Raw genomic sequence first — 13,003 nt, 5'->3', positions numbered from 1 at the left:
GATCGGATCGTAAGAGCGAGCGTGCTCGCGAATCGCGGCAAACCCTTCGCGAGCACGCTCGCTCCTACACCATCTGGAGTCCCGCCATGCACCTCCTGCGCACCCAGCCCGGCGGCTTCGTCCCCGACGACGGTATCGCCCATCTGGCGCAGACGCCCGCCGAACTGGTGATCCTCTGCAGCGGCGACTCGCATCTGGCGCTGCTGGCCGAGGCCGCCCGCGAACTGCCGGCGGACTATCCAAGCCTGCGCCTGGCCAACCCAATGCAGCTGCAGAACCACGCCTCGGTCGACCTCTACGTCGATGAGGTGCTGCAGCACGCCAAGGTGATCCTGATCTCGGTGCATGGCGGCGTCGGTTACTGGCGCTACGGCATTGAACAGCTGGTGACCCTGGCCGAGCGTGGCGCAAAGCTCATCCTGGTTCCCGGCGATGACCGCCCCGACCCAGAGCTGGCCAGCCTGTGCAACGTGCCGGTCGAGGACGCGGATCGCCTCTGGCAGTACCTGCGCCAGGGTGGCCTGGACAATGCCCGGCAACTCTTCGGCTTTATCGCCAGCCAATGGCTGGGGCGCGACCATCCCTGGAGCGAGCCCCGTGCCCTGCCCCGCGTAGCGATCTACCACCCGCGCCAGCCGCAGGCCGAACTGACGCACTGGCAGGCGGGCTGGCGCCCCGATCAGCCCGTCGCCGCCCTGCTCTTCTACCGCACCCACCTGCAAGCGGCGAACACCGCCTTTATCGACGCTTTCTGCGAACGCCTGGCCGCCCTGGGCCTGAATCCACTGCCCATCGCCGTCGCCAGCCTCAAGGAAGCAGCGTGCCTGGAAACTGTGGAAAATTGGCTGGACGAAGCGCAGGCCGAGCTGATCATCAACACCACCGGCTTCGCCCAGTCCAACCCTGACGCGCCCAGACGGCGCCCATTCAGGCGCGATATCCCCGTGCTGCAGGCCATTTGCTCGCTGGATAACGAACCGCTCTGGCGCGACAACCCGCAAGGCCTCGGTCCCCGAGACCTTGCCATGCACATCGCCCTGCCGGAGTTGGATGGACGGATCATCACACGCCCCATCAGCTTCAAGGGCCTGGCCTGGCGCAGCGAGCGCAGCCAGAGCGACGTGGTCTGCTACCTGCCGCAACCGGAGCGCATGGATTTCGTCGCCGAACTAGCGCGGCGCTGGTGCTTGCTGGCACGCAAGGCCAATGCCGACAAACGCGTCGCCCTCATCCTGGCCAATTACCCCACTCGCGATGGCCGCATCGGCAACGGCGTGGGTCTGGACACACCAGCGGCCGCCCTGAACATCCTCCGTGCGCTGGAAACCGAGGGTTATCCCGTGGCAGGCCTGCCGGACAGCGGCACAGCACTTATCCACAAGCTGCTCGGCGGCGTCAGCAACGACCTCGACAGCCTCGATCTGCGCCCTTGCGCCCAGAGCCTGGCACTCCCCGACTACCTCGCCTGCTTCGCCCGCCTGCCCGAGGCCAACCAGCGCGCGGTGCGCGAACGCTGGGGCGAACCGCAGCAGGACCCGATGTTCCGCAATGGTCGGATGATGGTCGCCGGCCTGCGCTTCGGCCTCGCTTTCGTCGGCATCCAGCCGGCGCGCGGCTACCAGCTGGACCCGGCGGCCATCTACCATGATGCTGCCCTGGTACCGCCCCACGGCTACCTTGCCTTCTACTTCTGGCTGCGCGAAGTCTTCGCCGCCGATGCCCTGATCCATGTCGGCAAGCACGGCAACCTGGAATGGCTGCCGGGCAAGGGCGTCGGCCTTTCGGAAGAATGCTGGCCAGATGCGGTGATGGGCCCACTGCCCAACATCTATCCCTTCATCGTCAACGATCCCGGCGAGGGCGCCCAGGCCAAGCGCCGCGCCCAGGCGGTGATCATCGACCACCTGATGCCACCGCTGACCCGCGCCGAAAACTACGGCCCGCTGCGTGACCTCGAACGCCTGGCCGACGAGTACTACGATGCCTCCCTGCTCGACCCGCGCCGTGCCGTGCAGCTGCGCGGGGAAATCCTCGAACTGGTGAAAGCCACTGCCCTGGACCGCGAGCTGAACCTCAGCCTCAGCGACGATCCGGAAAGCTGGCTGCCACAACTCGATGCCTACCTCTGCGACCTCAAGGAATCGCAGATTCGCGACGGCCTGCACGTGTTCGGCGAAGCCCCCAGTGGGCGCCTGCGTGACGACACACTGCTCTCACTGGTACGCGTCCCCCGTGGCGATGGCCGAGGCGCCAACGCCAGCCTGCTGCGCGCCTTGGCCGCTGACCTGCAACTGGGCCGTGACCCGCTGGACTGCAACTGGGCCGAAGACTGGGAAGGCCCGCGCCCCGGCGTTCTGGAAGCCGTGAGCAACGAGCCCTGGCGGAGCAATGGCGACACCCGTGAACGCCTGGAACTGCTTGCGCTACGGATGATCGAGACAGCGGATTTCGAATCCGTCGGCCCCGCCAGTGATGCAGTCATCCACAACCTGCACACGGTCATCGCGCCCACGCTGGATGCCTGCGGCAGCGGCGAGATCGGCGGCGTGCTGGCGGCGCTGGAAGGCCGCTTCGTCCCGCCCGGCCCCAGCGGCGCGCCCAGCCGTGGACGCCTGGACGTGCTGCCCACCGGGCGCAACTTCTTCACCGTGGACGTGCGCAACCTGCCCACGCCCACTGCCTGGCGCCTGGGCTTCCAGTCCGCGAGCCTGTTGCTGGAACGCCACCTGCAGGACCACGGCGACCATCTGCGCCAGCTCGGCCTCTCGGTCTGGGGCACCGCCACCATGCGCACCGGCGGCGACGACATCGCCCAGGCCCTGGCCCTGATGGGCGTACGCCCAGTGTGGCAGGCCGGCAGCCAGCGCGTGGAGGACTTCGAGATCCTGCCGCTGTCCTTACTCGACCGCCCGCGGGTGGACGTCACCCTGCGCGTGTCCGGCTTCTTCCGCGATGCCTTCGCCAACCTCATCCGTCTGTTCGATGCCGCCGTGCAGGCGGTGGCCGGCCTGGACGAGCCCGAAGACTTGAACCCCCTGGCCGCCCGCGTGAAGCAGGAAAGCGTGCGCCTCGCAGCGGACGGTCTGAATGCCGAAGACGCTCGCCTGCAAGCCGGTTGGCGCATCTTTGGCGCCCAGCCCGGTGCCTACGGCGCGGGCGTGCAGGGGGCCATCGAAGAACGCCAATGGCAGGACCGTGCCGAGCTGGCCGAGGTCTACCTCAACTGGGGTGGCTACGCCTATGGCGCCCAGGATGCCGGCACACCGGCGCGCGAGCGCTTCGCCCAGCGCCTGGAGCGCTTGCAGGCGGTGCTGCACAACCAGGACAACCGCGAGCACGACATCCTCGATTCCAACGATTACTACCAGTTCCAGGGCGGCATGCTCGCAGCAGCCGAAACCCTGCGCGGTGCGAAGGTCGCCAGCTACCACGGCGACCACAGCCAGCCGGACCTGCCGCGAATCCGCAGCCTCAAAGAGGAGCTGAGTCGTGTGGTGCGCTCACGGGCCGCCAATCCCAAGTGGATCGCCGGCATGAAGCGTCACGGTTACAAGGGCGCGTTCGAACTGGCGGCCACCGTCGACTACCTGTTTGCCTTCGACGCCACCAGCGAACTGGTCGACGACCACCAGTACAAATTGTTGGCCGATGCCTACCTGCTGGACGCCGACACGCGGTCCTTCATCCAGCAGCACAACCCCGAAGCACTGCGCGACATTGCCGAGCGATTGGTAGAAGCGCAACAACGCGGGCTGTGGGAAAACCCGGGGGAATACCGGGAAGCGATCGAGAACCTGATGCTGGATATCGAGGAGCAGTGACCTGCTGCCGAGGCCTCTAGCGTAGGATGGGTGAAGCGCAGCGATAGCCAACATTGGTGCGGCGATCGATGGGTATCCCGATACTCACGGAACGCCGCCCGCCCCATCCTACGAACCAAGGTACAGCGGTGAGATCAGGACGCCTGCGATTGCAGGTAATTCTGCAGGCCGATGCGGTCGATCAGGCCGAGCTGCTGCTCAAGCCAGTACGCGTGGTCTTCCTCGGTGTCCTTTAACTGGGCAGTGAGAATGTCGCGGCTGACGTAGTCCTTGTGCTTCTCACACAGGGTAATGCCCTTGCTCAACGCGGCACGCACGTCGTACTCCAGCTTGAGGTCAGCGCGCAGCATGTCCGGCACGGTCTGGCCTGGATGGATGGTCTTGGGGCGCATATCCGGCGAGCTTTCCAGGAACAGGATGCGCTGCAGCAGGGCATCGGCGTGCTGAGTCTCCTCCTCCATCTCGTGATTGATACGCTCGTAGAGCTTGGTGAAGCCCCAGTCCTGGTACATCCGCGAGTGCAGGAAGTACTGGTCGCGGGCGGCCAGTTCTCCGCGTAGAAGGTCCTTGAGGTACTCGACGACTTCAGCTTGCCCTTGCATGTCACATCTCCACATCAATACAGCGGATAAGGATCGTGCGCAGAACCAGACTGGTCAAGCCGGGAGGCCCCAAGGGCTCGCAACGTTGTCTCAGTGGTTCATCCAGGGTGGCGGCGGCGGCTCGTCTCGGTCGGCGGGCGCATCCTGCTCCGCCAGGGCGGCCTTGCGCCGTGCCTCATCGGCCAGGGCGGCCTTGATCTCGCGCATCACCGAATCAATGTCGGCGGCGGCTTCCGGTTCGACGAACTGCCCGGTGAGCGGTGTCTCCGGGGTCAGCTTCCCTTCCTCATAGAGGGCCCACATTTCCTTGGCGTAGCGGGTGAACTTGAGCTCGGGAGCGAACTGGCCGAAATACTCAGCCATGTTGCCGACATCCCGCTCCAGCATGCGGAAGGCGTGGTTGTTGCCGGCGGCATCCACCGCCTGCGGCAGGTCGATGATCACCGGGCCGTAGGGGTCGAGTAGCACGTTGAATTCGGACAGGTCGCCATGGACCAGGCCGGCACAGAGCATCTTGACGATCTCGCCGATCATGAAGGCGTGGAATTCGCGTGCGTCCTCAGGCGTCAGATCGACGTCATTGAGTCGCGGCGCGGCGTCGCCCTCGCCATCGGAGACCAGTTCCATGAGCAGCACGCCGTCCAGGTAGTCGTAGGGCTTAGGCACCCTGACCCCGGCGTTGGCCAGGCGGAAGAGCGCCGCCACTTCGGCGTTCTGCCAGGCATCCTCGCGCTCGCGGCGACCGTACTTGGAGCCCTTGGCCATGGCCCGGGCATCGCGGCTGTTGCGGACCTTGCGGCCTTCCTGGTACTCGGCGGCCTGGCGGAAGCCGCGCTTGTTGGCTTCCTTGTAGACCTTGGCGCAGCGCAGCTCATCGCCGCAGCGCACCACGTACACCGAAGCCTCCTTGCCGCTCATCAGCGGTCTCACGACTTCGTCGATCAGGCCATCTTCCACCAATGGCTCAATGCGTTTTGGCGTCTTCATGCGTGTGCTACAGGCAACCTCGGGCGATCAGGGCATTGTTGAGCGACGTTATACGGCATGCGAGGCCGCTCGCCTATCCACGTCGCAGCAGCGTGTGACGAAGGGCTTCGATGGCGTAGCGCACCTTGGCCGGTTGTGCGTCTCTTCGCGGCGTAACGATATAGATGCCGATATCCGCCGGCTGCCACTCCGGCAGCAGCGCCAACAGCCGACCGCTGGCCAGTTCCTCGCGGATTTCAGGCTCCGGCTGCAGCGACACACCCATCCCCGCCTGGGTGAAACTGCGTACCGACATAATATTGTTGCAACCCACCCGGCTTTCGATCCGCAGGCGCTGCTCCTCGCCGCCCGGCCCCTGGAGGACCAACTGACGCAGCTGGCGCTCACCGTTGAGGGTGATCCAGTCCAGCACCAGCAACTGCTCGGGCCGCTGGATTGGCCCCTTGCGCGCAAGGTAGGCCGGCGCACAGCAGAGTACCGTGGGCCAGTCGCCGAGGTGCCGCGCCACCAGGCTGGAATCTTCCTGGCGACCAACGCGGATGGCCAGATCGATGCGCCGCTCGATCAGGTCGACTTGCTCGTCGTGGAAGAACAATTGCAGGCTCAGCCCCGGGTGCGCATCCAGCAAGGGCGCCAGCGCATCGGTCAGCGGCTTGCCGGAAAACCCCACCGGCGCGGCGATGCGCAACTCCCCCACCGGGGCATCGCGCAATTCCGCCAGGCGCTGCTCGGCCTGCTGGGCCAGCTCCAGCACCTGGGCGCAACTGCGGTAGAACACCGCGCCGGCCTCGGTCAGGGTCAGCTTGCGGGTGGTGCGGTGCAACAGGCTGACCTGGGTCTCCTGCTCCAGCTTGCGAATCTGCTGGCTCACCGCCGAGGCAGTCATGCCCAGGGCCTCGGCGGCGGCCACCATGCTTCCCTTATCGACCACAGTGGCGAACACCGCCATGCGTTTGAGCTGCTCCATTCGTAAGCTCCGCTTAATTGTCAAACCACCTTCAGGCACTTTTTCGAACCATTATCCAGCAGCGATTATGCATCACCTCAAAACCTACCCAAGAGATGCCCCATGAAAATCGCCCTGATCGGCGCCAGCGGCTTTGTCGGCGCAGCCGTTCTCAACGAAACCCTGCAACGTGGCCACCAGGTAACCGCCATCGTCCGCCACCCGGAGAAGCTGCTGCAGCACGTCAACCTGACGCCGCAGAAAGCCGATGCCTATGACGTCGCATCCATTGCCCAGGCCGTGACCGACCACGATGCCGTGGTCCACGCATTCAACCCGGGCTGGGGTACCCCGGACATCCGTGAGCGCTTTATCCAGGGCACCCGGGCGATCTTCGACGGTGTAAAACAGGCCGACGTCAAGCGCCTGCTGGTGATTGGCGGAGCCGGCAGCCTCTACGTCGCGCCCGGCCTGCAACTGATCGACACGCCGGAGTTTCCCGCCGAATACAAGGAAGGCGCCGAAGGCGCGCGCCAGGCCCTCAACCTGATCCGTGAAGAAACCGCACTGGACTGGACCTTTCTCTCCCCGCCGGCCTTGCTCCAGCCCGGCGAGCGCACCGGCAAGTTCCGTATTGGCGGCGACCAGTTGCTGATGAGTGGCGATCACCCGGCAAGCATTTCGGTGGCCGACCTCGCGGTGGCCATCGTCGACGAACTGGAACAACCGCAGCACCTCCGCCAACGCTTTACCGTCAGCTATTGAGCCCAGGAGTCAGCATGACCCTTACCGCATCCGCTTACGTCGCCACCCCCACCCCCGCGCGCTACATCAGCCGCCTGTGCAAGCACTTCGCCCACCGGGTCACGGTGGAGTTCGACGAGCAACGAGGCCGCATCGAATTCGACCTTGGCCTTGGCCTGCTCCGCGCCGAAGGCGACGGTCTGACCCTCAGCGTGGAAAGCCAGACGCAAGAGGGCCTCGACCGCCTACAGGAAATCGTTGGCAGCCACTTCGTCCGGGTGGCCTGGCAGGAAGAACTGCAATTGGAATGGAATGCCTGAGGCTTGGCTTCTTGCGGGGGGCAGATTCATCCGGAGTGCCCCGCGTCCCCGTCCCCTCGCCCGTAATAGAGAGGAGGCAGGGTAAAGGAACGCTGATTGCGTCCACAAAAAAGCCCCGCACGAGGCGGGTAATGCTGTTCACATAAGAAAAAACGCCGCTTTTCCTTCAGCAGGAGGGCGGCGTTTTTGGTTTTACACCATCACGAAGTTGTTTCTGTTGGGCAAGTATCTCTCGTAGGAGCGAGCTCTGCTCGCAAACCCGCCTCCTTCGCGAGCAGAGCTCGCTCCTACAGGGCCTTCATGAAATCGGGCTTGAGGTGGCAGACTGCTCCGAAGGCCGATCACGCCCCTCCTCATATGCGCTGCCGCCAATGCCTAAGTGACCAGCATTACGCACGAGGCGGGGCCTTTTCATCAAGCCGGCAATCAGGCGTTGGCCGGAGCTGCTTCCAGCGACTCGCGGCGGGTGCCTACGAACTGCGGCAGCAGCGAGCCGATCAGCATGCCCAGCGCGCTGAGCATCAACCCTGCCAGCTGCGGCGGCCAGAAGTCGGTTTCCTGGTAGGTCGCTTCCAGGTAGATCCAGGACAGCAGACCGAAGGCGATGGCCACCAAGGCACCCTGGGTGGTCGCGCGCTTCCAGAACAGACCGGCGAACAGCGGCACTACAGCGGCAACCAGGGTCACCTTGTAGGCGTTGCCGACCATCTCGTAGATGCTCGCGTCGGAGTACAGCGCAAACACCGAGGTCGCCACGGTCATGGCGAGTACGCTGAGACGCATGGCCAGCAGGAACTGGCGATCGTTCATGTCCGGGATGAAGCGTTTGAGCACGTTCTCGGTGAAGGTCACCGAAGGCGCCAGCAAGGTACCGGAAGCGGTGGACATGATCGCCGACAGCAGCGCGCCGAAGAACATGATCTGCGCGAACAGCGGCGTACGCTCCATGATCAGGTGCGGCAGGATCATCTGCGAATCCTCCGCCAGCCACTTCTGCACCATGGCCGGGTCGATCATCGAGGCGGCGTAGGTCAGGAAGATTGGCAACATGCAGAAGGAGAGGTAGAACACCGCGCCGGTCATGGATGCACGCGCAGCGATGTTCTCGGTCTTGGCCGACATCACCCGGGCATACACGTCCTGCTGCGGAATGGAGCCGAACATCATGGTCACAGCCGCTGCGATGAAGGCCACGATGTCCTTCGGCTCGAAGCTGTGCATGAAGGCGAACTTGCCCTCCGATGCCGCATGCGTGATCACCGGCTCGGGACCGCCCGCCATGTCACCGACCAGCCAGGTCAGGTAGACCAGTCCGACAACGATGATGATCATCTGCATGAAGTCGGTCAGGGCCACGGACCACATACCGCCGAACAGGGTGTAGAGCAGCACGATGGCTGTGCCGATCAGCATGCCTTGGGTAGTGGTGATGGAGCCGTCCGACAGCACGTTGAACACCACGCCAAGCGCAGTGAGCTGTGCTGCTACCCAGCCCAGGTAAGAGCCGATGATGACCAGACTGGTGATCATTTCCACGTTCGGGCCGAAGCGCTTGCGGAAGAAGTCACCGATGGTCAGCAGGTTCATGCGGTAGAGCGGACGGGCGAAGATCAGGCCCACCAGCATCAGGCAACCGAAGGAGCCAAAGGGGTCTTCGACAATCCCGGCGAAGCCTTCCTCGATGAAAGTCGCGGGGATACCCAGCACGGCTTCCGAACCGAACCAGGTGGCGAACACCATCGCCGCAACCAGGGGGAAGGACATGCTCCGGCCACCGGCCGCGAAGTCCTTGGAGTTTTTGACTCGAGTGGATGCGTAGAAACCGACACCCACCGTGATCAGCAGGTAAACCGCGACAAACCAGATCAGCATTTGTTCTTGTTCCAGAGGCACGACAGTCGGGGTCTGGAAACCTGCCGAGGAAGGGGGCTCGCACAGGGCACCACGACGGACGAAGTTTTTGTTATTGGCGTGGCGAGTCCTGGATTACAGGACCTCGGGCACTTGCCACGGTCGCGCAGTCTGCCAAAGACGTAAAATATGTCAAACAATTACGATGCTGGTGAGCATAAAAATCGACAGAATGCCTGGTGAGCAAAATCCACAAATCGACTGGAAGCCCCTACATAGAGCAGATATCGCCACCATCCTGCGACTCGATAGTTTTTTATTTTTTACAATGACCGTTGCTTAAGAAAAACACCGCTGCAGGAGGTAGCGGCTAATCGAACCCGTTCTGCTAGCATCCTCGCTCTACTGTCACGGAGCTGACTCCCCATGCACGCGCTGAACCCACAGCAGATGGAAACCTACCTGCGCTACCTGGACGTACCTGCGCCACAGCGAGCCGACCTGGCGACCCTCGACCGGCTGATTGCCGCCCACCAGCAGCGCGTGGCCTTCGAGAATGTCGATGTCCTGCTCGACCGGCCCATCGCCATCGAGGCCAATGCGGTATTCGCCAAAGTCGTCGAGCGACAACGCGGCGGCTACTGCTTCGAGCTCAACTCGCTGTTCGCCCGCCTGCTACTCGGTCTTGGCTATCCCGTCGAACTGCTCATCGCCCGCGTACGCTGGGGCCTGCCGCTGGACGCCCCGCAAACCATGCAGTCTCACCTGGCGCTGCGCGTGCAGCTGGACGAGGGCCCATTTCTCGTCGACGTCGGTTTCGGCTCCGCCACGCCCTTCCGCGCCATGCCGCTGGATGGCACCGAGCTGCCGGATTTCCCATTCCGGCTGCGCTCGCAGGATGACGCCAGCGGCGAGCTGCAACTGGAAAACCACCGGCCGGAACAGGGTTGGGTGGCGGTCTACCGATTCAACCTGACGCCCAGCCCTTGGGTCGATTACATCGCCCGCAACTGGTACACCTCCACCCATCCCGACAGCATCTTCCGCCAGATGCTGATGATCGCCCGCACCGAAGGCGACAGCCGCCTCACTTTGGCCAATGGCACCTTCAACCGTCGCTATGTCGATGGCCGAGTGGACAGCCGCACGCTGGAGAGCGCCGAGCAGATCATCGAAACGCTGCTTGACGACTTCCGGATCGGGTTGGTCGAGGAAGACATCGAGCCGCTGCGGGTTAGGCTGGAGGGGTTGTTAAAGGCGTGAGGCGCTGCCGCCCTCTCCACCATGGGGAGAGGGCAACGCCGACTGGCTCCGCCCGCAAACCAGTGCCACTCTGAAGTCATCCCCGACCGGGAAGACCTCACCATGGATATCGCCCAACACCTCAAGGCCCTCCACACCCAGGGCTTCACCCTCCTCCCCGGCATTCTGGACACCCAGCAGGTCAAGGCCCTGCGTCTTGCCATCGACCAGCTCCAGCCCATCCACTGGGACTACATCGGCCTGCTCGACGACCATTTCAAGTGCGTGTTCAACCGTGCCCCATCCTGGCTGCCCTACCTCGACCTGCCGGGTGTCATCGAACTGGCCGAAGCCGCGCTCGGGCTGGACTGCCACGTCGTTGGCCAGACCGCCTGGCGCAGCCATCCAGGCTTCATCGGTGCTGACCTGCATCTGGACTACCTGGTGATGGAACTGCCCGAGGCGCTGCTGGCCGACCCGGGATTCCAGCTGCCGATGCAGATCTGCACCGCACACCTCTACCTCGACGACATCGACGCCGACCTCTGCCCCACGCTGGTGATTCCCGGCAGCCACCGCGCCGGCCGCAGACCCGCGCCCGGCGAAACCCGCTGGCACGGGCAGGCTGCCCGGCCAGTGCTGTGCAAGGCCGGAGATGTGCTCATCTTCCGAAGCGAGCTCTGGCATGCCGGCAGCCGCAACCGCACCCCCGACCGCACCCGCTACCTGCTGCAGGTGCATTACGGACGCCGCATGGTGGCGCAGAAGTTCTCCCCTTACCTGGACTGGCACTTCAACCCCACAGTCCTGGCTGCCTGCTCACCCCGTCAACGCCGCCTGCTTGGCGACCACGAAGCAGCCGAATACGACTGAACCGCTCAAGAACCAAGCAACTGCTTCCAGCCCAGCCATCATGGGCAACCCAGACGTTTATCCCGAAGATATCCACAGAGAGCCCCACAGATTCTGTGTGCATCTCCGCTTGTTCCAGCTCGCGCCAAAGTCCCGTGTGTGTGAGCGAATTCTTTCGCAAACGCAGGCCAGAGACCTTCCCGGTGCAACCCACAGATCCTTGACCACAACCCACCTGTACAAAAACCAAGCAACCGCTTCAAAGCCTTTAAACTTGGGCCTTGCAGATAAGCATTCAGAACTTATCCACAACTTGCTCCACAGAATCCGTGGGTATCCCGAATCACCGGCGACAATGCCTCGCCCATGCACGAGTTGCACCCCGGGCGATCAATGACCGAGCAACCGCCGCTGGCACAGCAAGTACGGGCGCCCTGACGAAGTATCCAAAAGATATCCACAGTGCGCTCCACAGAATTTGTGGGCACCCAAAGACGCAGCCGCCAGCCTGTTCTTTACTCAAGGCAGATTCCCGAAGGGGCAGCCTGCATGCGCTATCCCAGACTCTCCAGGCCGATCGCTGGCACCTTTCTGGCCCTTCTGCTTGCTGGCTGTGGCAGCCTTGGCCAACGAGATCCGTAGCGCGTCGATCTGGCAGGCATGCAGCCGCTACCCGGCGCGGGACTGGAAATGCGCTTCAATCTCAAGCTGCGGATACAGAACCCTAATGAAGCGGCCATCAACTACAACGGCGTAGCACTGGAACTGGACGTCAACGGCCTACCACTCGCCAGCGGCGTCAGCAGCCGGGGCGGTGTTGTGAATGGGTTCGGTGAGAGCCTGATCGAAGTCCCGGTGACCATTTCCGCCTTTTCCCTACTGCGGCAAGCCTGGGGGATCACCGAAAATGGCCCGGTGCAGCATGTGCCCTACAGGTTGCGTGGCAAACTGGGCGGCGGACTCTGGGGCACCCGTCGCTTTACCAACGCGGGCGTGATCAGCATTCCCGAGCCCCGGGACACACCCTGAGTCCCTGCACAACATGCCCCTGTCTACAGGAAGAACGCCCCAATTCGACAAGATCCCCTATACAATATGCGGTTTTTCCACGCCTGATATCGAGGTTTCCGTGAGCACTCTGCCGCCCTGCCCCAAATGCAACTCCGAATACACTTACCAAGACGGCGCCCAGCTGATCTGCCCGGAGTGCGCCTACGAATGGCCCGCTGACGCCTCCGCCGAAACCGCCAGCGACGAGAAGGTGATCAAGGACTCCGTTGGTAATGTCCTCCAGGACGGCGACACCATCACCGTCATCAAGGACCTCAAGGTCAAAGGCTCCTCGCTGGTGGTCAAGGTCGGCACCAAGGTCAAGAACATCCGCCTGGTCGACGGCGACCACGACATCGACTGCAAGATCGACGGCATCGGCGCCATGAAGCTGAAGTCGGAGTTCGTCCGCAAGGTCTGACGCCGCTTGGCTCCCTCTCTCTTTCAGGGAGAGGGGGGCTCCGCTCGAAGTTCCTCCCCCGCTCCCCCTCACCAACGCCTTGCCCCAGGTTGGCTCCACGAGACTAGAAACAAGGTGCCCAGAGCCGCTGGGCTTCAAAGGTTCAATCTGCTTCACCTTCACTGCCG

General features: G+C 63.6%; 10 protein-coding genes and 1 pseudogene. 7 read left to right on the top strand and 4 right to left on the bottom strand.

Annotation, left to right across the window (positions count from 1 at the left end):
- The first annotated feature begins 86 nt into the window (after positions 1-86).
- Positions 87-3,821 (top strand): cobaltochelatase subunit CobN, encoded by a 3,735-nt coding sequence (gene cobN, locus J7302_RS17965; protein WP_215377730.1) that lies wholly within the window; start codon positions 87-89, stop codon positions 3,819-3,821.
- Between the two features lie 134 nt (positions 3,822-3,955).
- Here the strand turns inward: cobN and bfr are convergent, their stop codons facing one another.
- The 3 genes from bfr to J7302_RS17950 all read right to left on the bottom strand — a co-directional run bounded on the left by bfr (position 3,956) and on the right by J7302_RS17950 (position 6,377).
- Positions 3,956-4,423: a bacterioferritin gene (bfr, locus tag J7302_RS17960; RefSeq protein WP_215377728.1), complete on the bottom strand. Its 468-nt coding sequence runs from the start codon at positions 4,421-4,423 to the stop codon at positions 3,956-3,958.
- Positions 4,424-4,513: 90 nt separating this feature from the next.
- The gene (locus J7302_RS17955; protein ID WP_215377726.1) at positions 4,514-5,410 is read right to left on the bottom strand and encodes a PA4780 family RIO1-like protein kinase; all 897 of its coding nucleotides are present in this window, start codon (positions 5,408-5,410) and stop codon (positions 4,514-4,516) included.
- Positions 5,411-5,483: 73 nt separating this feature from the next.
- Positions 5,484-6,377 carry a LysR family transcriptional regulator gene (locus J7302_RS17950; RefSeq protein WP_215377724.1) on the bottom strand — a complete coding sequence of 298 codons (894 nt, stop codon included), beginning with the start codon at positions 6,375-6,377 and terminating at the stop codon, positions 5,484-5,486.
- 102 nt (positions 6,378-6,479) lie between these two features.
- On the opposite strand from J7302_RS17950, the gene J7302_RS17945 reads away from it, so the two are divergent.
- Together J7302_RS17945 and J7302_RS17940 are read left to right on the top strand one after the other, a co-directional pair.
- Positions 6,480-7,121, top strand: coding sequence for an NAD(P)-dependent oxidoreductase (locus J7302_RS17945; RefSeq protein WP_215377722.1), 642 nt, complete (start codon positions 6,480-6,482; stop codon positions 7,119-7,121).
- A 14-nt stretch (positions 7,122-7,135) separates the two neighbouring features.
- On the top strand, positions 7,136-7,420 hold the full coding sequence (locus J7302_RS17940; protein WP_215377719.1) for a DUF2218 domain-containing protein: 285 nt from the start codon (positions 7,136-7,138) through the stop codon (positions 7,418-7,420).
- A gap of 426 nt (positions 7,421-7,846) precedes the next feature.
- Here J7302_RS17940 and J7302_RS17935 read toward each other — a convergent pair whose 3' ends face one another.
- Positions 7,847-9,292, bottom strand: coding sequence for a sodium:solute symporter family protein (locus J7302_RS17935; protein WP_215377717.1), 1,446 nt, complete (start codon positions 9,290-9,292; stop codon positions 7,847-7,849).
- 405 nt (positions 9,293-9,697) lie between these two features.
- Between J7302_RS17935 and J7302_RS17930 the strand changes: the two genes are divergently transcribed.
- The 4 genes and pseudogenes from J7302_RS17930 to J7302_RS17915 all read left to right on the top strand — a co-directional run bounded on the left by J7302_RS17930 (position 9,698) and on the right by J7302_RS17915 (position 12,836).
- Positions 9,698-10,534: an arylamine N-acetyltransferase family protein gene (locus J7302_RS17930; RefSeq protein WP_215377714.1), complete on the top strand. Its 837-nt coding sequence runs from the start codon at positions 9,698-9,700 to the stop codon at positions 10,532-10,534.
- A gap of 102 nt (positions 10,535-10,636) precedes the next feature.
- On the top strand, positions 10,637-11,386 hold the full coding sequence (locus tag J7302_RS17925; RefSeq protein WP_215377712.1) for a phytanoyl-CoA dioxygenase family protein: 750 nt from the start codon (positions 10,637-10,639) through the stop codon (positions 11,384-11,386).
- Between the two features lie 528 nt (positions 11,387-11,914).
- A pseudogene (locus tag J7302_RS17920) lies at positions 11,915-12,394 on the top strand (LEA type 2 family protein).
- A 100-nt stretch (positions 12,395-12,494) separates the two neighbouring features.
- Positions 12,495-12,836: a zinc ribbon domain-containing protein YjdM gene (locus J7302_RS17915; RefSeq protein ID WP_215377709.1), complete on the top strand. Its 342-nt coding sequence runs from the start codon at positions 12,495-12,497 to the stop codon at positions 12,834-12,836.
- Positions 12,837-13,003 lie beyond the last annotated feature (167 nt).

The sequence above is a fragment of the Metapseudomonas boanensis genome (genome assembly GCF_018704125.1).
Taxonomy (GTDB): domain Bacteria; phylum Pseudomonadota; class Gammaproteobacteria; order Pseudomonadales; family Pseudomonadaceae; genus Metapseudomonas; species Metapseudomonas boanensis.
This window is presented reverse-complemented; position numbering and strand designations above follow the sequence as displayed.

Bases quoted from the DNA above. Each gene is read 5' to 3' on its own strand.
- cobN (WP_215377730.1), top strand. From the start codon at position 87: ATGCACCTCCTGCGCACCCAGCCCGGCGGCTTCGTCCCCGACGACGGT.
- bfr (WP_215377728.1), bottom strand. From the start codon at position 4,423: ATGCAAGGGCAAGCTGAAGTCGTCGAGTACCTCAAGGACCTTCTACGC.
- J7302_RS17955 (WP_215377726.1), bottom strand. From the start codon at position 5,410: ATGAAGACGCCAAAACGCATTGAGCCATTGGTGGAAGATGGCCTGATC.
- J7302_RS17950 (WP_215377724.1), bottom strand. From the start codon at position 6,377: ATGGAGCAGCTCAAACGCATGGCGGTGTTCGCCACTGTGGTCGATAAG.
- J7302_RS17945 (WP_215377722.1), top strand. From the start codon at position 6,480: ATGAAAATCGCCCTGATCGGCGCCAGCGGCTTTGTCGGCGCAGCCGTT.
- J7302_RS17940 (WP_215377719.1), top strand. From the start codon at position 7,136: ATGACCCTTACCGCATCCGCTTACGTCGCCACCCCCACCCCCGCGCGC.
- J7302_RS17935 (WP_215377717.1), bottom strand. From the start codon at position 9,292: ATGCTGATCTGGTTTGTCGCGGTTTACCTGCTGATCACGGTGGGTGTC.
- J7302_RS17930 (WP_215377714.1), top strand. From the start codon at position 9,698: ATGCACGCGCTGAACCCACAGCAGATGGAAACCTACCTGCGCTACCTG.
- J7302_RS17925 (WP_215377712.1), top strand. From the start codon at position 10,637: ATGGATATCGCCCAACACCTCAAGGCCCTCCACACCCAGGGCTTCACC.